This is a genomic window from Oscillibacter sp. UBA6647 (genome assembly GCA_002455655.1).
Lineage (GTDB): Bacteria > Bacillota > Clostridia > Oscillospirales > Oscillospiraceae > Oscillibacter.
Genome location: DKLF01000020.1, coordinates 1 through 25,295, shown reverse-complemented (window position 1 = coordinate 25,295; position 25,295 = coordinate 1). Strand labels below are relative to the sequence as shown.

The 25,295-nt window shown below is 57.1% G+C and carries 19 protein-coding genes and 1 pseudogene; 7 read left to right on the top strand and 13 right to left on the bottom strand.

All coding sequences use genetic code 11. The annotated features are described in order from the left end of the window. Nucleotides 1–64: 64 nt before the first annotated feature. The 6 genes from B2W96_RS01820 (at nucleotide 65) to B2W96_RS01795 (ending at nucleotide 6,043) form a co-directional block, all read left to right on the top strand. Nucleotides 65–1,432 carry an acyclic terpene utilization AtuA family protein gene (locus B2W96_RS01820; protein ID WP_293007971.1) on the top strand — a complete coding sequence of 456 codons (1,368 nt, stop codon included), beginning with the start codon at nucleotides 65–67 and terminating at the stop codon, nucleotides 1,430–1,432. A 1-nt stretch (nucleotide 1,433) separates the two neighbouring features. Then, nucleotides 1,434–1,754, top strand: coding sequence for an AtuA-related protein (locus B2W96_RS01815; protein WP_293007969.1), 321 nt, complete (start codon nucleotides 1,434–1,436; stop codon nucleotides 1,752–1,754). A gap of 45 nt (nucleotides 1,755–1,799) precedes the next feature. Next, a complete protein-coding gene (locus B2W96_RS01810) occupies nucleotides 1,800–3,059 on the top strand; it encodes a hydroxymethylglutaryl-CoA reductase, degradative (protein ID WP_293007967.1) in 1,260 nt (419 codons plus the stop codon). Nucleotides 3,060–3,118: 59 nt separating this feature from the next. After that, nucleotides 3,119–3,616, top strand: coding sequence for a YrzE family protein (locus tag B2W96_RS01805; protein ID WP_293007965.1), 498 nt, complete (start codon nucleotides 3,119–3,121; stop codon nucleotides 3,614–3,616). A 1-nt stretch (nucleotide 3,617) separates the two neighbouring features. Then, entirely contained in the window at nucleotides 3,618–4,985 is a 1,368-nt protein-coding gene (locus B2W96_RS01800; protein ID WP_293007963.1) for a tripartite tricarboxylate transporter permease, read from the top strand. Nucleotides 4,986–5,131: 146 nt separating this feature from the next. After that, nucleotides 5,132–6,043 (top strand): AEC family transporter, encoded by a 912-nt coding sequence (locus B2W96_RS01795; protein ID WP_293007961.1) that lies wholly within the window; start codon nucleotides 5,132–5,134, stop codon nucleotides 6,041–6,043. A 379-nt stretch (nucleotides 6,044–6,422) separates the two neighbouring features. Here the strand turns inward: B2W96_RS01795 and B2W96_RS01790 are convergent, their stop codons facing one another. The 13 genes and pseudogenes from B2W96_RS01790 to B2W96_RS01730 form a co-directional block, all read right to left on the bottom strand. Further along, nucleotides 6,423–8,186 (bottom strand): adenine deaminase, encoded by a 1,764-nt coding sequence (locus tag B2W96_RS01790; RefSeq protein ID WP_293007959.1) that lies wholly within the window; start codon nucleotides 8,184–8,186, stop codon nucleotides 6,423–6,425. Between the two features lie 18 nt (nucleotides 8,187–8,204). Further along, nucleotides 8,205–9,593 carry an amidohydrolase gene (locus B2W96_RS01785; RefSeq protein WP_293007957.1) on the bottom strand — a complete coding sequence of 463 codons (1,389 nt, stop codon included), beginning with the start codon at nucleotides 9,591–9,593 and terminating at the stop codon, nucleotides 8,205–8,207. An 18-nt stretch (nucleotides 9,594–9,611) separates the two neighbouring features. Continuing rightward, nucleotides 9,612–11,372: an adenine deaminase gene (gene ade, locus B2W96_RS01780; RefSeq protein WP_293007955.1), complete on the bottom strand. Its 1,761-nt coding sequence runs from the start codon at nucleotides 11,370–11,372 to the stop codon at nucleotides 9,612–9,614. Between the two features lie 61 nt (nucleotides 11,373–11,433). Further along, a complete protein-coding gene (locus B2W96_RS01775; protein ID WP_293007953.1) occupies nucleotides 11,434–12,390 on the bottom strand; it encodes an ABC transporter permease in 957 nt (318 codons plus the stop codon). Next, nucleotides 12,387–13,445, bottom strand: a complete 1,059-nt coding sequence (locus B2W96_RS01770) for an ABC transporter permease (protein ID WP_293007951.1) — start codon at nucleotides 13,443–13,445, stop codon at nucleotides 12,387–12,389. The genes B2W96_RS01775 and B2W96_RS01770 overlap by 4 nt, the downstream gene beginning before the upstream one ends. Continuing rightward, the gene (locus tag B2W96_RS01765; RefSeq protein WP_293007949.1) at nucleotides 13,432–14,964 is read right to left on the bottom strand and encodes an ABC transporter ATP-binding protein; all 1,533 of its coding nucleotides are present in this window, start codon (nucleotides 14,962–14,964) and stop codon (nucleotides 13,432–13,434) included. Before B2W96_RS01765 ends, B2W96_RS01770 begins: the two co-directional genes overlap by 14 nt. A gap of 47 nt (nucleotides 14,965–15,011) precedes the next feature. Next, the gene (locus B2W96_RS01760; protein ID WP_293007947.1) at nucleotides 15,012–16,166 is read right to left on the bottom strand and encodes a BMP family ABC transporter substrate-binding protein; all 1,155 of its coding nucleotides are present in this window, start codon (nucleotides 16,164–16,166) and stop codon (nucleotides 15,012–15,014) included. A gap of 226 nt (nucleotides 16,167–16,392) precedes the next feature. Next, a complete protein-coding gene (locus B2W96_RS01755; protein WP_293007945.1) occupies nucleotides 16,393–17,187 on the bottom strand; it encodes an ABC transporter ATP-binding protein in 795 nt (264 codons plus the stop codon). Beyond that, a complete protein-coding gene (locus tag B2W96_RS01750; protein ID WP_293007943.1) occupies nucleotides 17,184–18,203 on the bottom strand; it encodes an ABC transporter permease in 1,020 nt (339 codons plus the stop codon). The genes B2W96_RS01755 and B2W96_RS01750 overlap by 4 nt, the downstream gene beginning before the upstream one ends. Before the next feature lie 66 nt (nucleotides 18,204–18,269). Then, nucleotides 18,270–19,346: an ABC transporter substrate-binding protein gene (locus B2W96_RS01745; protein ID WP_293007941.1), complete on the bottom strand. Its 1,077-nt coding sequence runs from the start codon at nucleotides 19,344–19,346 to the stop codon at nucleotides 18,270–18,272. 729 nt (nucleotides 19,347–20,075) lie between these two features. Next, a pseudogene (locus tag B2W96_RS01740) lies at nucleotides 20,076–22,141 on the bottom strand (heavy metal translocating P-type ATPase). 59 nt (nucleotides 22,142–22,200) lie between these two features. Beyond that, nucleotides 22,201–22,470, bottom strand: a complete 270-nt coding sequence (locus B2W96_RS01735; RefSeq protein ID WP_293007939.1) for a DUF6110 family protein — start codon at nucleotides 22,468–22,470, stop codon at nucleotides 22,201–22,203. Nucleotides 22,471–22,940: 470 nt separating this feature from the next. Beyond that, the gene (locus B2W96_RS01730) at nucleotides 22,941–24,086 is read right to left on the bottom strand and encodes a hypothetical protein (protein ID WP_293007937.1); all 1,146 of its coding nucleotides are present in this window, start codon (nucleotides 24,084–24,086) and stop codon (nucleotides 22,941–22,943) included. A gap of 360 nt (nucleotides 24,087–24,446) precedes the next feature. On the opposite strand from B2W96_RS01730, the gene B2W96_RS01725 reads away from it, so the two are divergent. Continuing rightward, a partial coding sequence (locus tag B2W96_RS01725) for an aspartate aminotransferase family protein (RefSeq protein WP_293007935.1) occupies nucleotides 24,447–25,295 on the top strand: 849 nt, incomplete at its 3' end.

Sequence of the window (25,295 nt, the reverse complement as noted above, 5' to 3'; positions counted from 1 at the left end):
TGTTATAATCAAGGTGTTGAGGAAATTGTATTTCACGAACAAAAATAGAAGGAGATGTTAGGACGTGAAGAAAATATCCATTGGCGGCGGTCAGGGTTTCTGGGGCGACAGCCCGGACGCGGCCATCCACATGATTCGGCACGGAAACCTGAATTATATGGCCTGCGACTATCTGGCGGAGCTGACGCTATCCATTATGCAGCGCCAGAAGATGAAAAACTCCGCCGCCGGCTACGCCCGGGACTTTATCAGCCTGATGAAAGAGGTTGGCAGAGAGTCCTATGAAAAGAAAATCGGCATTATCACCAACGCCGGAGGCATGAACATTCCCGGTGCGGTGGAAGCGCTGAGAGCCGTGGCGGAGGAGCAGGAAATGCACGGCTATAAAATCGGGTATGTCACCGGCGACGATCTGCTGGACGAAATCCCCAAAATGATTGCAGACGGCTGCGAGTTTAAAAACATGGACGACGTGGGCGATTTCAATGAGATCAAAGATAAACTGGTGAACGCCAACGTCTATTTTGGGCGGGAGCCTATTATGGACTGTCTTGCGCAGGGAGCAAACACGGTGCTCACGGGACGGGCGGCGGACAGCGCCATGTTTCTTGCGCCTCTGGCGTATGAGTTTGGCTGGAAAGACGACGATCTGGATAATCTGGCCCGGGGCATCATGGCCGGACACCTGCTGGAGTGCGGCGGACAGGGCTCCGGCGGCAACTTCGAGTACGACTGGCGCGGCGTTCCGGACATGGACCGGCTGGGGTTCCCGATTGCAGAGCTGACGGAGGGCGACTTCCACATCACCAAAGCGCCCGACTGCGGCGGACTGATTTCCGAGCAGTCCTGCAAGGAGCAGTTCCTGTACGAGGTCCACGACCCTGCCAACTATATCACGCCCGACGTCACGGTGGATATCAGCCATGCCGCCCTCACCCAGAGCGGCGACAACCGCGTGCGGGTGGGCGGCGTGAAGGGCAAAGCAAAGCCGGACCAATTGAAGCTGTGTCTGGGCTATCACGCCGGATACAAGGTAGTCACCTATCTGTCCTTCGCCTGGCCCGACGCCTATGAGAAGGCGCAGTACGCCGCAGATATCCTGATGAAAAAGATGGAGCGCAAAGGGATGCGGTACGAGGACCTGCGGATTGACTATGTAGGCCTCAACGCCCTGCATCTGGACGTGGCGGAGGTGGACGAAGACCTGATCCGCCGCATGAATGAGGTGGTCCTCCGCATCGCCATTCGCACCAAGGAGAAAAAGGACGCGCAGCTCATCATTCCGGAGATCAGCCCTTTGCAGCTCAACGGCCCGCCGGGCGCCTCCTTCTTCGGCGGCCGCGCCCACGTCACCGACGTGATTGGCCTGTGGCCCACGCTGATTCCCAGAGACGCAGTTCGGCTGGAATCTCACATTCTGGAGGTGAAGTGATATGGCAACGGTCTATCTGAACACGCTGGCCCACGGACGCAGCGGGGACAAGGGCGACACCAGCAACGTGTGTATTTTCGCGCGGGACCCCAAGGACTACGAATATCTCAAGCGCATTCTTACCGTGGAGCGGGTCCGGGACTACTTTGGCGGCATGGTAAAGGGCGAGATCACCCGCTACGATGTGGATACCCTCCACGGGATGAACTTTGTGATGAAGCACGCGCTGGGCGGCGGCGCCACCCATTCCCTGCGGCTGGACAGTTTGGGGAAGTCCATGGGGTCCGCCTTCATGCGGATGAAGGTAAACACCAACTGGTAAATACAGGCTGCGGAAAAGCCCTGATTTTTGAAAGGAGTGTTTCCAATGAAAACAAATCAATATCCCGGATTCCATAAGCTGTCGGTTCAGGAGAGAGCCGCGGAGGCGGCAGAGTTTTCCGGTTTGACGGAGGAAGAGCTGAGCCGCCTGACCAATCCCGGCGCACTGAGTCTGGAAACGGCGAATCATGTGATTGAAAACGTCATCGGAACCTATCAGTTGCCCATTGGTGTGGCGATGAACTTCCTCATCAACAGCAAGGAGTATATCATCCCCATGGTGGTGGAAGAGGCCTCCGTTGTGGCCGCCGCGTCCAACGCGGCGAAAATGGCCCGGGAGGCCGGCGGCTTCACCACCAGCTATACCGGCAACATCATGATTTCCCAGGTCCAGTGCATCGGCGTGGCAAATCCCTTTTTTGCCCGCCAGATTATCCTGCACCACAAGCAGGAAATTCTGGACATTGCCAACGCCAAGGACCCTGTGCTGGTGAAAATTACCGGCGGCGCAAAGGATCTGGAAGTGCGCATCGTGGATTCTGAAATTGGTCCTATGGTGGTAACGCATCTGCTGGTGGACACCGGCGACGCCATGGGCGCCAACGCTGTAAACACTATGGCGGAGGCCGTCGCTCCTACCATTGAGCGGCTTACAGGCGGCACAGTGAAGCTTCGGATTCTCTCCAATCTGGCGGATCACCGTCTGGCTCGCGCCACCGCGAAATTTACCAAAGAGGCCATTGGCGGCGAGGACGTGGTGGACGGCGTTGTGGCGGCCTACGCCTTTGCGACGGCGGACCCCTATCGGGCAGCCACTAGCAACAAGGGCATTATGAACGGAATTGATCCCGTCATCGTCGCAACGGGCAATGACTGGCGCGGTATTGAGGCCGGTGTACATTCCTATTGCGCCCGGGGCGGCCGCTATACCTCTTTGACCCGCTGGGAGAAGGATGCAAACGGAGATCTCACCGGCTCCATTGAGCTGCCTACCCCCGTGGGACTGGTGGGCGGCGCCACGAAGATCCACCCCGCCGCGCAGGCATGCGTCAAGCTTTTGGGCGTGACCACCGCCGCGGAGCTGGCGCAGGTCATCGCCGCCGTGGGACTGGCGCAGAATTTTGCCGCCCTGCGGGCGCTTGCCACCGACGGAATCCAGAAGGGCCACATGAAGCTTCATGCCCGCAACCTTGCCACCGTGGCCGGCGCTACGGAAGGGCAATTGGATGAGGTGGTTGCAAAGATGATTGCTGCCCAGAAAATTTCAGTTGAGTTCGCTAAGGAAATTCTGGCAGGTATGCTTTAAATCAATGCGGGATGCGCCACGGAAAACGGAGGCGCACCCCAACTGGGAAGGAGAGCAATATGCCTAAACAAAAACAACCGGTTGGAAAGTACATGGAAGTCTGGGGAGACACTGTTGTCCCCAAGGAACTGGCTGCCTCCTCGGTCATTTGCATCATTACCTCCATGGCGTTTTTTTTGGCGGGTCGGGCTTTTTTTCTGAGTCACGGAAATCTGAACCCCGAACTCGCCAAGGGATATGCGCTGCTGATTGGCATTGTGGGCACTTTTGCCGGCGCCTTTATTTCCGGCGCCCTGTTTAAGCCAAAGCGACGCATTCTGGTGGATGCGTCGGCTGAGGATGTTGAGGAAATTCTACATGCGGCCGGCATGACATTGGAGGAGGAAATTGACGCGTTGCGTACGGTTTCACCGGAGGTCGTCCGGGAGATGGAGAGCTTTGAGCTCTATTCCCTGCTGGCCCTCATCCCGGAGAATTCTCCCAACTTTAAGCCGGAATACCGGGTAAAGGCGAAAGAAAAAGACGCTGTAAATCAGGGAAAAGCGGAGGAAAAGTAATATGACAACAATTTTACTTGCCATCGTCGCCGCGGTCGCGGGCGGCTTCCTGTATACGATCGTGGGCATCATTCCCGGCACGGACGAAACCGCCACCATGGTTCCGACCACCATTATCTTGGTGTTGGCAGGCGCTCCAGCGGGGGTTCTCATCGCATGGGAGGTGGGCATCATTGTCGCCATGCAGTGCTCCCATACCATTCCCACTGCAATGACCGGCCTTCCCGGAAGCACCATGGCCGTCCCCCTGGTGCAAAGCTGCGTGATTGCGAAGCGGCTGGGTGTTCCCCACATGGCCATGCGCAAAATGGCGGCCGGTTCCGTGGTGGGTACGATTTTCGTCCTGCCCATCGCCATTGTCGTGGCACTGCTGCTGTCGCCTCTGGGCGGCATCATCGCGTCTCACTCCGGGTTAATTTTCACTGTCTGCGCGGTATTGGTGGCTTACATCTCCCCCGCACGCTGGGGCGCCATCGCCGCCATCATTCCGTTTGCAATTTTCATACAGGCGCTCCAGCGTATTGCCGTTGAAGGCCATGGATCCACGGTGTTCACCTCTATTTTTATGGGTATCACCATCGGACCGATGATTTATGAGCTGTTCGGCGCTCTGATCCCCAGCCGCCGGAAGCAATTTGCCAAGGATGAACCCAACGAATCCTGGATTGCGCCCGACAGCAAGCAGAAGCTCTCGCTGTTTCCAAACCCCTTCAGGCAGCTGACCCGCAGTCAGGTAGCCCAGTGCGGTCTCTGGAGCGCGATTTCCAGCGTGGGCTTTACCATGAGCCCGGTGGGCATGACCGTGCTGGCGGGCGAGGCATCCGGAGGGCGAAAAAAAGAACTGTACGACCGCATCTCAACCTGCCTTGGCGTTCAAAATGCCACCTGCAACGCCACCTATATGGCTGGGCTGATCATTCCCCTGCTGGGCCTTGGCGGCGTGGCCATTGGCGGCGTGGCGGCCGGTCCGGCGGCCCCGCTCTTCGCCTGTGCGCCCCGGTTTGAAATCGGAAACAATCTCTCCCAGCTTCTCACCATTCCAGACTACATTCTATTTGGAATCATCGGTGTGATCGGCGGTGCACTGTGCGCTTATCCCATTGGTATGCACAAGGCGCGTTCCTGGACGGAGCTGATGCTCCGCGCGGTCAGCCAAGAAGCGCTCATCGGCGCTTTCTGCGGTCTGGTGGTTATGCTGTCTTTCTACGAGGCGGGAATTCTGGGCGTGTTTCTGGCCTTGACCATCGGTCTGGTGGGCGGATTCCTCCACACTGTGTTCGGCGTTCATACCGGCATTCAATTCATGACTTACTACGCATCTGCCTGGATTGTCACCAACCTTCTGTCCATCGCCTCCATGCTGACCTGACTTCATAGGATCGGCCCCGCGATGGCATGGTTTTTGCCGCAAAGCGGGTTGTCATTTTGCGCGTCTTTTACACATGTGTTTTTCGCCTCTGCATTAAGCATGCAGGGGCGAAAACATATGCAGCCGCTTGAAAGGAGTATCGGAGTATGTCGGATATGAGTCCTCAGGCTCTTCTGGTGGGGAAGCTATTCCTGCTTATGGGGCTGGGTGTTCTGCTTCGCAGGCGGAACATCATCCCGGAACAGGGAAAAAAGCTGCTGACGGACCTAGTGATCAACCTGATTCTGCCTTGCAGCATCTTGAGCTCATTTCTTGTGGAGCTGACGGTGACGCGTTTGCGGCAGACAGCGGAGATCTTTGTTCTCTCCGTTGGTATTCAGTTGTTCAGCTACCTCTGGGGTCTGTTCGCCTACCGCCGGTGCGCGCCAGAGCACAAAACGGTGATGCAGTACGCCACCGTCTGCTCCAACTCCGGAATCTTGGGCACGCCGATCGCAGAGGGGATTTTTGGCGCAGAGGGAACGTTATTGGCGGCGGTCTTCCTGATTCCCCTGCGGGTGGTGATGTGGACGCTGGGGCTGTCCTTTTTCACCAGAAAAAGCGGGAAGCTCTTTCTGCGAAAAATTGTGACACATCCCTGTATCGCCGCCGTATTGATTGGGCTTTTGCTTCTTTTAACGGGAGTCCATTTACCTCTTTTGGTAACGGACACACTGGAGACGGTGGGCAGTTGCAATACCGCCGTTTCCATGGTGCTGGTAGGCAGTATTGTGGCGGATATGGAGCCGCGTCTGTTGATTCACCGGGATACCCTCTGCTATTCCGGGGTACGGCTCGTATTGCTGCCGCTTCTGGTCCTGCTAGTGTGTTTGGCGCTTCACATCGATCCGTTGGTGAGGAATCTCTCTATCGTCCTCACTGCTATGCCCGCAGGTGCCACCACGTCAATCTTGGCACTGCAATACAATGGAGACGCTCCGTTTGCTTCGGCTTGTACGGCGGTGACGACGGTGTTGTCCCTTGCCGCAATACCCCTGTGGTGCGCAGTGCTCCTGTAAAGGAAGTCAACACCGCACAAAAAAGCAGAGCGCGGCAATCTCCTCCCTGCACCAAAGGAGAAAAGCAAGTGTGTAAGAGTTTTGTGACCTGCGTCTATAACATCAGCAGAAGCGTTCTCTTAACCAGTCAAGTGATAAGTACCCGGCAAGCTTGGCAGCATGCCATTGGAGTATTATCTGGTAAAGATGTGTTCCCCAAATAAATATGTTAAAACGCCTCATTTCCAATGCACATTGGAAATGAGGCGTTTTCCGTATTCAGTTTACTTACGAGGGGAGGTTCACAACTTATCCTTGTGCCTTCTCGCCTTTGATAAGCGGCTGCCTTGTCCGGCCTATAAAACCGCACGTTTGCGCAGTGCTCTTTCTTCTCGCGTTGTTATTCCAAAACTTCCAGAATCGGGTCGATGACCTTCTGCTGAAAAACGTCGATAAAACCCTTATCGGTGATGGCATAGAGGGGAATCGCCGCCAGACAGATAAAAGAAAGGAACATGCAGGTATAGCTGATTTCGCAGCCGTGCTCCCGGAGCGTTGCATTGAATTTGCGCTTTTCCTCCGCCAGTTCCTCTGCGGACAAATCCGACTGGAGTCCGCACACCGGGAAGGGGATCTCGCAAAGGACCTCCCCGTCTACCACAAACACCTGCCCGCCCTGAAGCGCTGCCACCCGGTTGACAGCGGCGGCCATGTCGGCGTGGTTGGCGCCCATCACGATGATGTTGTGGTTGTCGTGGCCCATGGAGGAGGCAATCGCGCCCTTTTTCAGCTTGAACCCGCCCATGAACGCCTTGCCGATGCCACCGGTCTTGCCGTGCCGCTCCACCTGAGCAATATAGAGCACGTCTTGGTCCAGATCGCACTGCACCACACCGTCCACGACATTCAACTCCACATCCCTTGGCTGGGTAATGGGAATCCAAGGGAGCGTATCCATCACCTTGACCTTGACGGCCCTGGCGGATTCGGACACGCGAATTTGAAAATCAGCAGCCTCTACGCACCTTTTGAGATGGACCGTGTTCAGCAGAATCGGATTATGCTCCACCACGGGATAATGAACCACAGATTCGCCGCCTTGGGCAACAACGCGGCCTCCTGCAACAACAGTATCCACCCGGAAGTCCTCTGGTCCGGTGGTCAGGTTGATGTCCGCCCGCCGTCCCGGAGCAAGGCAGCCCACGAAGCGGTCCAGTTGGAAGGCACGGGCCGCATTGATGGTGACCATCTGAATGGCGGTCAAAAACTCCACGCCCGCTTTCAGCGCGGTGCGCACCGACTCGTCCAGATGTCCTGTCGTGGCAAGGTCGATGGTATGCAGGTCGTCGGTGACGATAGAGAGGTTGGAGGTGTCCAGATGATCGGCAAGCACCGGCTCCAGCAACTGCGTCAGGCTGCGGGCGGAGGAACCCTCCCGCAGCATCACAGAGCAGCCCGCACGTAGCCGGTCCACCACGTCCTTGCCGCTGAGGGACTCGTGGTCCGTGGACACGCCTGCGGCGACGCAGGTGTTGAGGGTGGCGGCGTCCGCATCGGGAAGGTGGCCCTGAAGTGATTTTCCCTTGGCAAGCGCCGCGTCGCAGGAAGCCATCAGCTCCGGAAATCCTGCCGCCAGATACATGCCCACGCACTCGGACAGGCCCACCGCGTCCGGCCGTTCCAGCGCGCGCTTGATGATCTCCGTGTCAAACCGTCCGCCGGAGGTTTCCAGATTTGGGGAAAAGGGAACATGGGAAGGGACAATAAAGTAAAGCTTCAAATCCGTGGCTTCCGCTTCCTTCAGCACGGCTTCAATGGCTTCAAGCCCCCCTACCACGCCAATCTCGTGCAGGTCGGTCATAATGACCGTGGTGCCGTGCTTCAGCACCGCTTCGGCAAAGGAGCGGATGGCAAGATTGGAGCTTTCGGGATGAATGTGTCCGTCGATAAAGCCGGGGGTGAGATACTTGCCCTGCGCGTCAAGGATTTTTGTGCCCTCACCGATGGTATAATCCACATCGCCCACCGCGGCAATTTTGTCCCCTGCCACCGCAACGCCGCCGTCATAAATTTCCCCGGAAAAAACATTTACGATTTTGCCGTTTTTCACCACCAGATCGGCAGGCTCTTTTCCGCCTGCCACCGCTAACAGCTTTTGATCCATGTTTCCAGCCCCGCTTTCTTAAAATAGCTTCTTTTCCTTGCCGACCTTGACCACCGGAAATCTTGCAGGAAGCTCGATGCCCGCGCGCTTGTAGATGGCGGCGGCACGTGCCGTGCCCTCTGCCAGAATTGCGTCCTCATCCAGCGTGAGGATTTTGCGGTCTTTCATCAGCCACTTGCCGTCGCACATGGAGCAGGTGATATTCTCCGAGTGCATGGCTGTCACCAGTGCGGCAATTTTGTCGTTGACCGGCATCATGGACGGGCCTTGCGGGTCAATGACAATCAGGTCTGCTTTTTTCCCGGCCTCCAAAGAGCCGTATAGCTTGTCGTCCAGCAGCGCCCGGGCGCCCCACCGCGTGGCCATCCGCAAAATGTCCTGACTGGGAACCACCGTGGGGTCCAGCCGCCAGCCCTTGTGAATCAGGGAGGTCAGCCACATCTCGTCCACCATGTCCATGTGGTTGGAGGAGGAGGCTCCGTCGGTGCCGATGGACAGGCAGATGCCCTCACTCAGCATTTTGGGGATTCTTGCAAAGCCCAGAACCCGCATGGCGGAGGCCGGATTGTGGGACACTTTCACGTCCCGCTTTTTAAAAAGGGCAATTTCCTCGTCCGTCAGCCACACGGTGTGGACTGCCAGCAGGTTAGGGCTGAGAACCCCCAGCGATTCCAGATGCTGCACGGTGCCCTCACCCCAGCGGGCATAGGTGTATTCCTTCTCTTCCTTTGCCTCTGCCACATGCATATGGATGCCCACGCCGTATTTGTCCGCCAGCTCCTTCGTTTTGACGCACAGCGCGTCGGTGTTGTTAAAAATCGTGCGCAGACCAAACCAGACCTGAACCCGTCCGTCCGCGGTGTTGTGATACTTCTCCAAATCAAGGACCTGCTGCTCCAGCTCCTCCTCCATCGTGCGCTGCCAGACGGGGGGCAGCCCCTCGCCGCAGTCCATCACGGACTTTGCAAGCTTTGCCCGGAGGCCGGATTTTGCCACGGCGCGGCACATGCCGGACACAAACTGCCCGCCCGGCTCCGCGAAGGAGGTAACGCCGGTTTTAATCATTTCAAGACAGGTGGCGAGGGTGGAGATATAGGAGTCCTCCTCCGTCATGCTGCTCTCAAAGGGCCACATCCGCTTGTGAAGCCATGTGACAAAGTCCACGTCGTCGCCCACACCCCGGCTGATCTGCTGGGAGGTGTGGACGTGGGTGTTGACAAAGCCGGGCAGAACGCATTTCCCGTTCAAGTCCATAATTTCCGCGTCAGGAGCCACGGTTTTGGGGTCAATCCGGCCCACCGCTTTGATGTTGCCGTCCTCCACCAGAACGCCGCCGCCGTCGTACACCGTTTCATGCCCCTCGGCCATGGTGACGATGAAACCGTTTTTCAGTAATATCTGTTTCATGGAACGTAGCGCCTCCTTTTAGTTTAAGGAAATCACCGGGTCGATCAGCTTAAACTCCCGCACATCGAACAGCCCCTGATCGGTAATGCCCAAGCAGGGAATGAAAATCAGCGTGATGAAGGAGAGGGTAATGTTGGGAGAGGGCACCTCGCAGCCCAGCGTCCGGAGAATTTCAATCATCTCCGCAAGCTTTGCGGCAACGGACTCTCCGTCCAAATCGGAAAGCAGCCCGCAGATGGGCAGCGGAATTTCGGAGAGCACCTTGCCGTCCTTCACCAGCACAAGGCCGCCTTGCAGCTCACCAATGCGATTGACCGCAAAGGCCATATCCTCCGCGTCGCTGCCCACCACGGAGATATTGTGGTGGTCGTGACCCACACTGATGGCAATGGCGCCGGATTTCAGGCTGAAGTTCTTGATAAACGACCTGCCGATGCTGCCGTTTTTTCCATAGCGCTCCACGCAGGCGATGCGCAGCACGTCACGCTCCACATCCGGCAGAATTACGCCGCCTTCAACCGTCAGCTCCGCTTCCAGCGCATCGGTGAGCAGGGTGTCGTGGGATGCGCCGATGACATGAACCTTTGCCCGGGTATAGCCGCGGTCTGCCTTTAAAACCAGATCGTCACCGGTGATTTTGCGGGAGAGCTTCACGGTGTCCCGCAGAAGATTACTGTAATTGGGCGCGGGCAGCTCTTTGACAAGGTCCCGCCCGTCCACCACCAGCTCGCCGTTTGCGATGACCCGCTCCACGCGGCACTCCTCCAAAGAGGAGAGGAACACAATGTCCGCGATTTTGCCCGGGGTGATGCTGCCCACTTGGTCCTGAATGCGCAGGCTTTCGGCGGGATTGAGCGTCACCATCTGGATGGCAGTGACGGGGTCCACGCCTTCCTTTACGGCGATGCGAACCTTGTTGTCCAGATGGCCGAGACGGCTGATGTGCAGCGCGTCGATATCATCGCTGACCATAGAGCAGTACCGGGTGTCCACGTGCTCCTGCGTAATGATGTTCAGGCAGGGGCGCAGGTCCGTGGAGGCGGAGCCTTCCCGCATCAGCACGTGCAGACCCATCCGCAGCTTGGCCAGTGCTTCCTCGTGATTGGTGCTCTCATGGTCGCTGGTGACTCCCGCACCTACGTAGGCGTTCAGGTTTTCACCTATGACGGCGGGCGCGTGACCCTCCGCGGTTTTGCGATACCGCTCCGCCAGGTCCAGCATATGGGCGGAAACCGGGCTCTCCGCCAGAATCGGCGGGGCCAGCACCTCGGCAAGTCCCACGGCCTCGGGAAGCGTAATTAGCTGGTCGATCATCTCGCTGTGCAGCGTACTGCCGGTGGTCTGGATACCGTTTTCCTCCATGAAGGCCGGGATGGGATAATAGAGCTTTACCGGCGTGTTTTTGGACTCCGCCAGCACTTCTTTCATCCCGTCAATGCCGGAGACGATGGTCACCTCCATCAGGTCCGTTGCCACAGCGGTGGTTCCGTGCTTCACCACCATCTTTGCAAACTCCGTGTAGGAGAGCATACTGCTCTCGATATGGATGTGCGCATCCAGAAATCCGGGGGCGAGAAACATGCCCTCGGCATCAATAATCTGTGTGTCCGGGCCTACCGCACCCGCGGGGACGGGACCGATGGATGCAATTCTGCCCTTTGCCACCGCAATCTCCGTCTCATAGACCTCATGGGTGACCACGTTTACCAGTCTGCCGTTTTTAATTACAATGTCGGCGGGGGTTTTGCCCAACGCCACCTGAATTAACTTGTTGTCCATGGAAACCTCCTGTATGTTTCGTATTCGCAAAACCGGGATGGAATGCGGGCCGAAGCCATATTTACCGGGCCTCCCGGAAATAGGGCTTTCCAACACTGGCCGGCCCTGCGCCCGCACCTTTTTTAGAAATGGCCGAGAGCACCAGCACCGCCACTGTAAGAATATAGGGCAGCATATCCATCACCTGCGCGGCGAGAGAAATATCCAGCCCAAGAACGGACAGAGAGGCACCCTGAAATTTCAGGGTCATCCCCTTCAAAATTCCAAAAAGATAGCATCCGAAAATGGCCTTGACAGGGTTCCAGCCTGAAAAAATAACCAGAGCCACTGCAATCCAGCCCATGCCTGCGGTGATGTTGTCCTGCCAATAGGGGACGTATACCAAGGAGAGATACCCTCCACCAAGACCGCAAAGCGCTCCCCCGAAAAGAATGTGTACATATTTGTACAGCGTCACATTGACGCCGGAGGCGTCCGCCGTTCCGGGGTTTTCGCCCACCATGCGAACGGCAAGGCCGAACCGGGTTCTCTGATAGTAGAACAGCAGTCCCACGGCAAGGAACAAAGAGAGGTACACAAACAGGCTTTGGGAAAACAGCACCGGTCCCAGAAACGGAATTTTGGAAAGGCCCGGGATGCTGCGGGTTCCAAGCGCGGAGGTCACGGCGCTGTCCATGATTTGACTGGAATACGCCTTGCCCAGAAAATTGGCAAGACCCGTGCCAAAAATCGTGAGGGCAAAGCCGGTCACCGTCTGGTTTCCCATGAGGGTCACGGTGATGACGGCATAAATCAGCGCGCCCAGCGCGCCGCCTGCCGCCGCCATGAGGAGAGCCGCTGCCGGGCTGTGGCTGAGAAACCCGGCCTGAAAGCCGAAAAACGCGCCCAGCATCATCATGCCCTCAATGCCAAGGTTCAAATGCCCCGCTTTTTCGCACAGAATGCCCCCCAAGGTGGCCAGCAGAAACGGCGTGCCAAGCTGCACGGACATTTGAAAAAACAAAGCTGCTTCGTTCATTTCGCCGCCTCCTGCCTCGTGCGGGTCAGGACGACCCGGTAAGTGGAGAAAAATTCGCTTCCCAGAATGAACAGCAGAATGATTCCCTGAATCACGTCGCCCGCGGCGGAGGGAATCTGCATGGAAATCTGCATATAGGCGCCTCCCTGAAGCAGAATGGAAAACAGGAAGGAAACCGCCAGAATCACGGGCGGCTCCATCCGGGACATGTAGGCGATAGCAATGGCGGTATAGCCCATGCCGCCCCCCATCTGGTCGTTCAGCGTGCGCTCCGCGCCTGCGGCCTGAATCAGGCCCGCAAGGCCGCAGATGCCGCCGCCTAAGAGACTTGCCAGCAGGAGAATTTTTTTGGTGTTCATCCCGGCGTAGCGCGCGGTTTGTTCGTTGGCTCCCATCACGGATAATTCATAGCCCAGCTTGCTGCGGTGGAGCAGAACCCATATGAGAACTGTCAGAAAGAGAGCAACAATCCACCCGGAATGGACGCCCAGCACAAGTTTGAGCTGAAGCTCCGCCGGGTAATTGGCGATCTTGGGAAAGCCGAAGGACTGGGGGTCCTTCCAGAGGACGTATTGGAGATAGGACACCAGCTTGATGGCCACGTAGTTGAGCATCAGTGTCACCAGTGTTTCGCTTACGCCCCACTTGGATTTTAAATACCCCGCAATCAAGCACCAGCAGCCACCTGCCGCGAAGGCCGCCGCAAACATCAAAAGCATGACCACAGGGGCGGGCGGTCCGCTGACGTTCAGCGCTACGTACGTCGCCGCCGTCGCGCCCATATAGAACTGCCCCTCCGCGCCGATGTTGATAAAGTTCATTTTGAAGCAGACCGCTACCCCAAGTCCCATCATCAAAAGCGGGACAACCTTCTGAACAGTCTGCTGCACATAGTAAACAGAGCTGAAGGAGCCCTTCAGCATCTCCCGGTACACCACAATCGGGTCGTATCCACAAATCGCAACCACGACTCCCGCCGCAGCCAGAGCGGCCACCAGAGAGACAATTCGCTGGAGAAGGAATCTGCTGTTCGTCTTCCGTTCAATTCGCAGCATAGTTTGTCTCCTCCTGCTTCTGCCCCATCATCAGCAGGCCAAGCTGCTCCTTTGTGGCTGTTTTTGCGTCCACCACGCCCATCAGCTCGCCGTCGTGCAGCACCGCAACCCGGTCGCAGATGCCCAGAAGCACGTCCAAGTCCTCCCCGATAAACAAAATGGCGACGCCTTTCTTTTTCTCTTCGTTAAGTTGTTCATAGATAAAAGTGGAAGCGCCGATGTCCAAACCCCGCACGGGGTAGGCGGCAATAAAAAAGTCCGCACCAAGATCAATTTCACGGCCCAGCAACACCTTTTGGATATTACCGCCGGATAGACTTTGAATCGGCTGGTCTACACCGGACGCGCTGACATGATAGCGCTCCGTCAGGCGGACGGCCTGCACCTTCTCCGCTTTTTTGTTCAAAAACGGCCCTTTGTCGGAGCAATAGGTGCGCAGCGCCGCATTGTCGCTGATACTCAGCCCCGCCGCAAGACCCATGCCCAGCCGGTCCTCCGGCACAAAGCCAATCCGGATTCCTTGCCGCAGCATAGCCCGGGGGTCCAGCCCGATCAGCTCGGTTCCCTTGAGGAGCACGCTGCCCTCCGCCGCCCGCAGGCCCACGATGGACTCACACAGCTCCCTCTGTCCGCTGTCGGCCACGCCTGCAATCCCCAGAATTTCGCAGGCGCAGACGTCCAGCCGGTCAATGTTTAGCTTTTCGCCCGCGCCCCGCTCCGCAAGACGCAAGTTTTTGATGGACAGAACCGGCTCGCGCAGTTTCCCGGAAGTTTCCGCATAGGGGACCGAAATGTCCACCGCCCGACCCACCATCAGCTCCGCAAGCTGGGCGGGACTGGACTGCGCGGTTACAATGGAATCCACGCTGACGCCCTTTCGCAAAACCGTCACCCGGTCGCTGACGTTCATGACCTCCTGAAGCTTGTGGGTGATGATGATGACGGCGCGGCCCTTCGCCTTCATTTCCCGCAGGATTTCAAACAGCCGCTCCGTTTCCTGCACCGTCAAAACGGCGGTTGGCTCGTCCAGAATCAGAATTTCCGCGCCCCGGTACAGAGCTTTTACGATTTCCACCGTCTGCTTTTCTCCGACGGTCATTCGGCAGACTTTCTTTTCGGGGTCCAGAGGAAGTCCGTATTTTTCGCACAGCGCCATGATTTCGGCAACCGCCCGCTTTTTGCGCAGCAGCGTCCGGGCTTTCATGCCCCCGACGATGTTTTCCCAGGCGCAAAGGGCGTCCACCAGCTTGAAATGCTGGTGGATCATCCCAATGCCATTCAGTATAGCGTCCTTAGGGGATCGGATAGACACCGGCGTTCCCCCTACGAGGATTTCCCCTCCGTCCGGAGCGTATAGACCCGAGAGGACGTTCATCAGTGTGCTCTTGCCGGAGCCGTTCTCTCCCAGAATGGCGTGGATTTCCCCGGCGCAGACCTTTAAATTGACATTGTCGTTCGCCTTGACGGGCCCGAAGTGCTTTTTGATGTGCCTGAGTTCCACTGCAATGCGATTTTCCATGTACTTCTCCTAAAAAACAGACCGCGGAATTTTGTCCGGTTACAGCCTCAGCTTGCGCTTCCGTTTACGCCCTCGACAAACCAGTTCATGGAGAACAGCGCCGCCTGGTCCAGCGTCTCGCCCCCTGCCACGGCCTCATTGCCCTGATTGTCGGAGATGGGACCGGTCCAGATATCCAGCGTGCCGGTTTTAAAGCCCTCTTCGGCCTCGGTTACCTTTTCCTCTGTGCCGTCGGCCAGATTGTACATCTCAGTCAGGCTGACAAGCCCCTCCTGCATGCCCAGCCACTGATTGGTGCCGGTCCATGTGCCGTCCACAATTCTCTGGACGTCGTTCACGAAGAAGCTCTCCCAGTCGCAGGCGGGGCTGGCGAGGAAGGACTCGGGAATCGTCTCATAGCCGGACGTGGCGTACCCGAAAGAATACGCCCCCAGATTGGCCGCTGCAATCGCCGCGTTCAGGCTGTCCAGATACGCGATGACCACATCGGAGCCGCTGTTGACAAGCTCGGTGGCGATGGCGGTTTCTGTGGCGGGGTCAAACCAGGAGCCGGTCCACTTGACGTTCACCGTCACATCCGGATTGACGGATCTCGCGCCCAGCGTGAACGCGTTGACCATGCGGATGCACTCAGGGATGGGATAGGAGGCGAGATAGCCGATCTGGTCGGACGCGGTCCGCATACCGGCGATAATCCCGCAAAGATACTCGCTCTGAAAATTCTTCGGGAAGAAGGTGGCCAGATTGTCTGCGTTGACACTTCCGGAATAGTGGTTGAAATAGACGTTTGGATACCGCGCGGCCACATTGGCCACATATTCGCCATAGCCGTAGCTGGTGGCATAAATGACGTTGCAGCCCTGATTGATCAGGTTTTCAATGGCAACCTCGCACTCGGCGGACTCGGGAATGCTGAAGGCATAGTCCACCTGATAGCCTGCGTTCTCCAGCGCCTTGAAGCCCTGCCCTAAAGCATAGCTGAAGCCCTCTGTGCCAAGCTCTGTGTTGAAGACGGCGCCGATGTGGATTTCCTCCGCCGTCAGCGCGGGAAGACCCGAGGCAGTGTTGCTTGCGGCGCCGGAAGCGGAACCGGGGGCAGACGCCGCGGAAGAGCCGGCAGAGCCAGTTCCCGAACCGCAGGCCGCGAGGGACAGTGTCAGCGCGCAAGCCAACAGCAGGGCGGCAATTTTTTTCAGTTTCATGTTTTTCTCCCTTCGAGTTGCCTCTTATGATAAGCATAAGAAAGCATTAAGGTAATACCTATATCGATTTCTTATGGCATATCATATAGAAGTATCACCTATTTGTCAATTTTAGAATTTAATAAAAAATCGGCGGATTCAAAGCGAGGGTTTGGGGCATGTGTCAACCGGGGCATGCCAAGGTCCCGCTCAAGTGGGATAACCGCAGAGTGCTTTTTTTGTATATTTATATGGCATATTCGGGCAGCGATGATTGGCTTGCCAGATGAAATTTTTCCAGCAGCTCTCCCCGCAGGGCGGTAAACGCTTGGCTGCTTCTCTGGCGGGGCTTTTCCATGGGAACCGTCACCACTTCGCTGATTCTGCCGGGACGGGGCGTCATGATGGCAATGCGGTCGGAGAGGTAAACGGCCTCGTCGATGTCGTGGGTCACCAGAATCATGGTGGTCCCGCTGACCCGCTGCAATTCCAGCAGTTTGTCCTGAAGGTCGGCCCGGGTGAAGGAATCCAGCGCGCCCATTGGCTCATCCAGCAGCAACACCTCGGGGTCGTTGATCAAACTGCGGGCAATGGCCGCCCGCTGGGCCATGCCGCCGCTGATCTGGTGGGGATAGGCGTCCGCAAAGTCTTGCAGCCCCACTAACTCCAAAAACTCTGCCACCCGCGCCTTTTCCCGGCGGTAGACATGGCGGGCTTTCAGTCCGGCGGCAATATTCTGCTCCACCGTCCACCAGGGGAACAGGCCCCCCTGCTGGAACACATAACCCCGCTGGGGAGAGGTCCCGGTGATGCTCTGCCCGTTCAGAAGAAGCTTCCCGCTTTGGGGCGTATCCAGCCCGGCCAGCAGGCGCAGCAGCGTGGTCTTCCCGCAACCGGAGGGACCCAGCAGGGAGACAAACTCCCCCCGACCTACGGAAAGGGACACGTCTTGCAGCGCGGTGATTCCCTCTGCCTGACCGTTTTGCCCGTCCGGGTACACCCGGCTGACATGCTGAATATCCAGAAGAATGCCGTCCGTCATTTGATTACTCCCTTCTGCCAACGAAGCACATAGTCCCGCAGAACCCCTATCGCCGCGAGAATCAGGCTGAACAGGACCGCCATCAGCAAAATGGCGGCAAACACCTTGTAGTAGGCGCTCCAAACCTTCACCACGTTGATATAGTAGCCAAGGCCGCCGGGCTGGCCCATCATCTCGGCAATCACAAGGCAGGTGAACGAGCTGGCGCAGGCGGTGGTAATTCCCGTGAAAATCTGGGGCGACGCGCTGGGAATTGCCACGCGGAACACCTGAAAGGCGGTTCCCCCGCCCAAGGTCCGCGCCGCCTCCAGATGGACCCGGGAGACGGACTGAATGCCAAAGGCCGTCTGGGACGCCACCGGAAACCAGGAGGTGATGACCAGAAGAAACACCGCTGCGGCAAAGGGCGTTGGAAACAGCGTGAGGGCAAAGGGCATCCACGCCACCGCGGGGATGACGCCGCTGATTTTCAACACGGGATAAGCCCAGTATCGCACCTTTGGGAACCAACCGATCAGCACCCCTGTCACCACCCCCAGAAGGATACCTGCGGTGAAGCCCGCGCCGAACAGCCGCAGGGAGTAAAGCAGGTTTTTCCCGATGTAGCTGCCCTCCATTAAAAAGGACTCCAGAATCTGAGCAGGACCCGGAAAAAACGGCTGGGGCGTGAGCTGCAGCTTCGTTCCCAGAATGTCATATAGCAGCAGTACCAGCCCCAGAACAAATCGAAACGGGGCCTGGCGCACATAGCCGGGACGGCGGCTGGAATCCAGCCGTGCCCGAACGCCGCCAAGCAGAAATGTCAGGATAACGGCAAGCAGCACGATTCGATAAAATCCGTTCATGTCCAGCCGAAGCGGGCCTAAAGCGTAATCCGCCAGCTTCACGCCGTCGGATATCTGGGGAATCAGCCGGTTTCCCAAGATGGCCGCCAGAAATCCGGCTGAGGAGAGACTTGCCGCCTCCATCAGGCGGCGGTTTGTCACCGGCGGGTTCATATTGTCAATCTGTTTCACGCGATATCTCCTTTAAATTGCCTCGCCGCACACCTCACACAGAGGTGTGCGGCGAGCAGGTCTCACTTATTTTCCCAGAGTCAGATCCACGGGAGTAAATGCCTTGGCGATATACTCCTCGGGGTCGGAGGTGAGATAGCCGATTCCGTGCAGCGCCTCGGCAAAGTATTTCACATCCGCCTGCGCGTCCAGCGCCTTGCCGGTGTCAAAGTCCGCTTCCGAGGGATACCCATAGCCCTTCACCAGCTCCACAGCCAGATCCCGGTCTTCAATGGACACGTACTTCTTCTCCAGAATCAGGTCAGTGGCCGCTTCCGGGTTTTTGGCAATGTAATCCTCCGCCTTCCGATAGGCCCGCAGGATGGCGGAAATCAGCTCCGGGTCCTCCTTCAGCACCTTGGTGGAAGCGTAAAGATAGCAGCAATAGTGGCTGGCAAAGGGTTCGTCCTTGGAGATATCCAGAATCGTCTTCACCTCGCCCGCTTTCTCCGCGACGGAGGCCTTGGGGTCCCAGACCGCCACCAGGTCCACCTGCCCGCTCTTCAGCGCTTCCAGAGAGAGGTTGTCGTCGCCGAAGGGCAGGAAGGTCACCTCCGCATCCTCGCCAATGGCCTTGACGCCGTTTTGCTCCAACCAGAGGGCTGTCACCTGATAAGTAGTGCCGCCGATTTCGTCCACCGCGATGGTTCCGCCCCGCAGGTCCTCGGCAGTTTCGATGGGGGAGTCCGGCAGAACTTCCAGCTTGATGCAGCCCTTGTGCAGCCCGTCAATCACGGTGATGTTCAGTCCAGTCTCAATGGAGGGAAAATACATAAAGTCCCCGTTGACAATGGGCATGGTGCCGTTGTTCAACCCCACCTTCTTGGACTCATAGTCAGCGGAAACGAGGTCGGCGTTAATGCCTTCCTCCGCCAGATACCCCAGCTCGTATGCAAGGAAGGTGGGAACGTTGCACAGGGAGCCGTTGTTGCCGGGGATGGTGATGTCCCATTTGACAGGCGTCTCCTGAGCGGCGCTTCCGGTGGAGCCGGACCCGCTTTGGGACGATTGTGCGTTATTGCCGGAATTTCCGGCGCAGGCGGAGAGCAGGGCTCCCGTCATAGCTGCCGCCAGCAAAAAGGATATCGCTTTTGCCTTTTTCATAATCAATCTACCTCTTCTATTCGGAATTTTAATGGCAACATGGCGCGGAGTGCCGACGTTCGTACACTCCGCGCCATGGATTGCGTTATGCACAGGCTGTCGCCTCAAAAAAGGCGGCGGCCGCGGTCAAATATTCTTTTACATCGATTTTTTATATGACAACAGTGCATCATAGCAGTCGCTCCTTTCGGTTATTAAAAATAAAAAAGCCGGGGCTGTCATTCAGCTCCCGGATAAGAGGTATGGCGTGTGTGGTGTGTCTTTGTCACCAAGGGCGCGAACAGGACATGCCAACGCGCCCGGCCATATCACTTGTCCGGGAGTACAGCATTCGTCCACAGCGGAAATTGCCCCGCAGCAGTTTTTGAAACAGCGTTGTCATATTCCTCACCCTCTCGCAATTTTTAAATACCAACTTATTTGGTAGGTATATTGGGATTATATCTTGCCTTTTTTAATTTGTCAAGAACTTTTTAATTCAAAATTATGACAAAATATTGGATGATTTTGCAATACAAAACCAAAAGAGATAAGCAAGGCGACAGTGCGCCTTGCTTATCTCCTTTGGCTTAAAATTTTCTATTTCTCCGTTACCCGGAGTACCTCGCGGGGCATATGAAGGTAAATCGCCTCTTGTTGTTCAGTCGCTCCGGCTCGCTCATGGTGCAGCCGGGCGGCGTAGTTTTCCGCCACCGGGCCGTGATTTGTTTTGAATCTCTCCAGAGGCGCTCACTCCAGCAGATCCGTCATGTTGCGCAGGCTGATGGCCAAGGTGGAGGCGTTGTGCAGCAGGGCGGAGGTGGCCGGGGGCAGAACCCCCGCCGCGCCAAGTAAAATCAGGGCGGAGTTGAAGCCGATGACAAAGCGGTAGTTGCCAGCCGTCCGTCGCTGAAGCCCCTGAGCAATCATTCGCAGCAGCACCAGCTCAAACAGGTTGTCGGCGGCGATGGTGACATCGGCGATCTCCCGGGCGATGGCCGCGCCATCACTGATGGCGATGCCCACGTCGGCGGCGGAGAGGGCGGGAGAGTCGTTGATGCCGTCGCCGATCATAATCACAGTGCGCCCCGCCGCCCGTTCTGCTTCCACAAAGCGGGCCTTATCCTCGGGCAGCACTTCGGCGTAGTACTCGTCCACGCCCACCTGCGCCGCGATGACGGCGGCGGTTTTCTCATTGTCTCCGGTCATCATGACGGTTTTGGAAACGCCCAGCTTCCGTAAGCTGTTCAGCACTGCCGAGGCCTCTTCCCGCAGCGGGTCCGCCACGCACACTACTCCTGCCAGCACGCCGCCCACGGCCAGATACAGATGCGAAAACTCCTCGGGCAGGCTGGCAAAGGCAGCCTGCTCCTCCGGGGAAACGACACAGCCCTCGTCCTCAAACACGAAGTGTCGGCTGCCGATGACCACTTTTTCGCCGTCGATACGGCTGGAGATGCCGTGGGCTACCACGTATTCCACCTCCGAATGCATCTCGGCGTGAAGAATGCCCTGCTCCTTGGCCGCGTTCACCACGGCGTTGGCCATGGAGTGGGGATAGTGCTCCTCCAGACAGGCGGCCACTCGCAGCACCTCCTGCTCCTTCCGTCCGCCGAAGGCCACGACCCGGGCCACAGTGGGCGTGGCGTGGGTCAGGGTGCCGGTTTTGTCAAACACCACCGTATCCGCCCGGGCCACAGCCTCCAGAAATTTTCCGCCTTTAACGGTGATGTGGTGGCTGCCGCACTCCCGCATGGCGGAGAGCGCCGCCAGAGGCATGGACAGCTTCAGCGCACAGGAGTAGTCCACCATCAAAATGGAGATGGCCCGGGTGAGGTTTCCTGTCATCAGATAGGTCGCCGCAGTCCCCAGCAGGGACCACTGTCCGCAAGGTCCAGCGCCCTGCTCTCGGCAGCGGACTTCAGCCTTTCCGACTGCTCGATCATGGCAACGATCTGGTCGTACCGTCCCGTACCCGCCTGCTGCTCCACCAAAAGGATGCACTCGCCCTCCTCCACCACGGTCCCGGCGTAGACCATGGCTCCGGGCCCCTTGCGCACCGCCACAGACTCGCCGGTGAGGGATGCCTGGTTTACGCTGGCCTCGCCGGAGACAACCCTTCCGTCCAGAGGAATCACGTTGCCGGTGCGGACGCAGACCTGATCTCCGGCTTGTATCTGGCTGATGGGGGGCAGCAACTCTGCGTCTCCCGTCTTCAGCCATACCTGGTCCACGTTGAGCGAAAGGCTCCGGGCCAGATCGCCCAAGGATTTCTTCCGGGTCCACTCCTCCAGCAACTCGCCCAGACGCAGTAAGAACATCACCGAGGCGGCGGTAGCAAAGTCCCCCCGGCCCATAGACACGCCGATGGACAGTGCGTCCAGCACATCGACTTCCAGTCTGCGCCGCAGCAGGCATCGCAGCCCTCTGCGGAAAAATCGGGCCGCCCGCCACGCCGCCAAAGCGATGCGCAGCGGCGCGGGGAAGTACAGCTTACGCACAAGGTACATCAGCGTCATGCACACCAGCTTCTCCTGATACCTCCGGTTCAGCGCCCGGCCGCTGGTCTCCGGCGAAAAGTTTGCCAGTGCCTCCCGGTCGAAGCGGAAGGCCGCGAGGGCGCGGATCACCGCGTCCCGGGACGCCTGATAGCGGATCACAGCATAGCAGGTGCGGTCATAAACCGTGACCTGCCGGATCCCCGGCAGGGCCGCCAACGCGCTTTCCAGTTGGTCCGCCTCCGCCATGGTCATCCGACGCATCCGGATGTGCACCCGGATGCGCCCCCGGCTCTCGTGTAAAATCGTACAATTCATCGTATTGTCCTCTTATGAAAGAAGCCACCCACTGTCACGGGCGGCTTCTTCTGATTCGTTTATTCCGCAGACGGTTCGCCCGCGTCCTCCACCTGCTCTGCGGCAGAGGCCCGGTCTTCGTTGATCCCCTTTGCGTCCTCCAGAATGTCCCCGCAGTTCTCCTGCACCTTCGAGACATTTTCCATCACGCAGTCCTTCATCCGCAGAACGGCGGCGGTGGATTGCGTGTAGACCTTCTTCGCGTCGCGGCTTGTGAGCAGCTTCACCCCGGCAGAGCCAAACAGCGCGCCGCCCGCAAATAACGCTATTTTTTTCCAATTGCAAAACATTCCAAAATCCCCCTGTTACTATATATTTGGTTGAGGACATGGCCACCGGCCATGTCGTTATCCAGCTTGTTGCCTGAGCTTATTTTCGCTTGTATCCGGTGAGCATCACCATGAACAGACTGATCACCGTGGCCCAGGCCCAAAACCGATGCGCTTTCATCATTCATCCCACCTTTTCTGTCATCAAATGTCGGATGCTGTGTTTTGAGTATATTCCCACCCGCGCAAGTTCGTCAATACAAATATTTTCTCAAATATTTCTCGCTTTTTTACTTAAAAAGTTAGACTTATACAACTTTTTGAAATTTACTGCTTTTTTAAGAGCCGCGGTCCAATACAAGGTCGCGCCGTCAATGTGCGCTCATTCCATGCACGTCAAGCAGATGCACAGGGAGTCTTCTTTTGATGCAATTGTCCCGTCAAGACAGCAAAAAGCGACGCGGCCTAACAGGCCGAATCGCTTTCATTGGCTATCGGCCCACAGGCGGGCGCTCTAAAAACATTTTGGAAAATTCTCTTCTTCTGCCGTGTCTTGCAATCTTGTATACGCCAGTGGTCAGCATGGGAACCACAAAGAGGAGGAAGAAGCCCCAGGTGATGGTTCCATACCCCTGCTCAATCAGGTCCACCAGCCCGAAGGTGGAAACCAGAATTCCCAGCACCACGCTGCCGATGGCCACGCTGGGTCGCACCCACATGGGAACGTGTTTTCCGGAAGCGGCGATGGAATTTTCAATCCGATCGTCCAATGCCTTGATAAAGCCGGTTCCGGTTTCGATGAGGGTTCCGAACAGCACAATCTCAAACAGCCAGAACAGCCAGTTCATGTCCAGTGCCTGAAACACGGCGGTGATGGGAACTTCCGCCGTCAGGCATGCCTCCATCATTGTGCCCATGGTCAGCAGAAGCATCCCGGCGGGAATAATGCCGATCACACCGGCCAGCAGGCCGGAGACGACCGCTTCCCTGCGGTTATGGCACTGACGGACGGTGTAGAGCAGGGCAGGAACAGTGCCCAGATTGTAAAACGCATATTTCACGCCGCCCATCAGCCAGTCGGACCCTGCCACGCTCTGGGCGGCAAACGCCTTGGGCAGATTGCCGCCAAACCTTATAAACACGATCATCATGAAGAGGATATACACCGCGTACAGCACATAGGACCAAAAGGTGAGCACATTTTCAATTGCTGCGGTACCCTTGATGACAAGCACGATGATCCCGAGAGAGAGAATCGAAACGCCAGTCCACTCAGAACCGCCCGTCAGGCTTGTAGCCATGCTGCCTGCTGTGGCCGTGACCACGCCCAGCACAATCAAAAGCATCGCAATATAGCAGACTTCATACAGGAAGTTGGCTTTGCCCAGCAGCTTGGTCATCATGCTCTTATAATCGTAGGTTCGGAATGTGTGAGAAAATTCAAAGGTCACCGCGCACAAAACAGACCAGATTGCCAGCGTAACGGCCATTCCCAAAAGGCCGCCGACAAGTCCTCTTGACAGAAAGTATTCCCGGATTTCCGCGCCGGTTCCATATCCGCCGCCGATGACCATGGACTGGAACACAAAGCCGGGAATCAGGATACGGAGCAGCCTGCCATGCCTCTTGCTTGCCATAGAGCGCTCTCCTCTTACACGTTTTTTCCTCACAGCTTCTCCTTTTGGTCCGAGAAAAAGAAGTTGTCTAACAATAGCGATTAAGACAACCCTTTCAAATACAACGTCTCACAATCAGGCGATAAGACGCAATTTTTATTGTCCCAAATCAATTTGCAAAAATATTTGAAACAGATAATTTTTACACAAACTATTGAGAAAAGCTTTTAAAAAAGTTGTAAAAGATGGTGTTGACAGAAAACCAGCCGCCCGATATGATAAAAAGCAATCGCCCTTGCGGAGGACAAGCATGGTTTGATAAACAGAAACTGCGCGGAGCAGGCGTGTGCTGCCGCCGCACAAATGATTGGAGAGGGTTTTATGTCGAAACAGTTGGAGAGCATCTTGCAGCGTCAGGATGAATACGTGCCAAAATCGGCGCGGATTCCCTACGTTCCCATTTCCTTTGTTTGTGGGAAGGGCGCGAAGCTGTACGACTGCGACGGAAACGAGTACATCGACTTTCTTGCCAGCGCTTCCTCCGCCAACATCGGCCACGGGAACGAAGAAATTGCTCAGGCAGTTTACGGGCAGATGACGGATTTGTCCCAATATATCTCCGCCTATTTTCCCTCCGGGCCGATGATTGATCTGGCGGAAAAGGTTTCCCACATGACCGGTCGGCCGGATATGATGGTTTCTTTTAGCTGCACCGGCTCGGCGTCTATCGACGGGGCCATTAAATACGCCCGGGGCTACACCGGGCGGCCCAAAATTGTCTCCTTCAGCGAGTCCTATCACGGCAGCACCTATGGCGCCATTTCTGTGTCCAAGCTCACCAACAGTATGCGCCGCAAAATCGGCCCGCTGCTGCCGGAGTGCGAGACGTTTCACTATCCCACCTGCCTGCGCTGCCAGTATCACCAAAAGCCCGAAGCCTGTAAGCTGGACTGTCTGGAGCAGATTCGCTATGCCTTCCGCCACTATCTCCCCGCCGACGAGGTGGCCGCCTTTCTGGTGGAGCCCATCGCGGGAGACGCGGGCCTGATTGTTCCCCCAGCAAGGTTTTTTCAGGACTTGGCGGCGCTGTGCCGTGAAAACGGGATTCTGCTGATTTCCGATGAAATCAATCAGGGCGTTGGCCGCACGGGGCGCATGTTCGCCATGGACAATTTCGGTGTGGAGTGCGATTTGTATGTACTGGGCAAATCCCTTGGCGGCGGGCTGCCT

What these genes read in the sequence shown, in the direction of transcription:
- B2W96_RS01805 (WP_293007965.1), top strand. Translation starts at nt 3,119, where the DNA reads ATGCCTAAACAAAAACAACCGGTTGGAAAGTACATGGAAGTCTGGGGA.
- B2W96_RS01765 (WP_293007949.1), bottom strand. Translation starts at nt 14,964, where the DNA reads ATGGAAAATCGCATTGCAGTGGAACTCAGGCACATCAAAAAGCACTTC.
- B2W96_RS01815 (WP_293007969.1), top strand. Translation starts at nt 1,434, where the DNA reads ATGGCAACGGTCTATCTGAACACGCTGGCCCACGGACGCAGCGGGGAC.
- B2W96_RS01810 (WP_293007967.1), top strand. Translation starts at nt 1,800, where the DNA reads ATGAAAACAAATCAATATCCCGGATTCCATAAGCTGTCGGTTCAGGAG.
- B2W96_RS01760 (WP_293007947.1), bottom strand. Translation starts at nt 16,166, where the DNA reads ATGAAACTGAAAAAAATTGCCGCCCTGCTGTTGGCTTGCGCGCTGACA.
- B2W96_RS01770 (WP_293007951.1), bottom strand. Translation starts at nt 13,445, where the DNA reads ATGCTGCGAATTGAACGGAAGACGAACAGCAGATTCCTTCTCCAGCGA.
- B2W96_RS01785 (WP_293007957.1), bottom strand. Translation starts at nt 9,593, where the DNA reads ATGAAACAGATATTACTGAAAAACGGTTTCATCGTCACCATGGCCGAG.
- B2W96_RS01790 (WP_293007959.1), bottom strand. Translation starts at nt 8,186, where the DNA reads ATGGATCAAAAGCTGTTAGCGGTGGCAGGCGGAAAAGAGCCTGCCGAT.
- B2W96_RS01730 (WP_293007937.1), bottom strand. Translation starts at nt 24,086, where the DNA reads ATGGCAAGCAAGAGGCATGGCAGGCTGCTCCGTATCCTGATTCCCGGC.
- B2W96_RS01735 (WP_293007939.1), bottom strand. Translation starts at nt 22,470, where the DNA reads ATGTTTTGCAATTGGAAAAAAATAGCGTTATTTGCGGGCGGCGCGCTG.
- B2W96_RS01795 (WP_293007961.1), top strand. Translation starts at nt 5,132, where the DNA reads ATGTCGGATATGAGTCCTCAGGCTCTTCTGGTGGGGAAGCTATTCCTG.
- B2W96_RS01800 (WP_293007963.1), top strand. Translation starts at nt 3,618, where the DNA reads ATGACAACAATTTTACTTGCCATCGTCGCCGCGGTCGCGGGCGGCTTC.
- ade (WP_293007955.1), bottom strand. Translation starts at nt 11,372, where the DNA reads ATGGACAACAAGTTAATTCAGGTGGCGTTGGGCAAAACCCCCGCCGAC.
- B2W96_RS01745 (WP_293007941.1), bottom strand. Translation starts at nt 19,346, where the DNA reads ATGAAAAAGGCAAAAGCGATATCCTTTTTGCTGGCGGCAGCTATGACG.
- B2W96_RS01755 (WP_293007945.1), bottom strand. Translation starts at nt 17,187, where the DNA reads ATGACGGACGGCATTCTTCTGGATATTCAGCATGTCAGCCGGGTGTAC.
- B2W96_RS01775 (WP_293007953.1), bottom strand. Translation starts at nt 12,390, where the DNA reads ATGAACGAAGCAGCTTTGTTTTTTCAAATGTCCGTGCAGCTTGGCACG.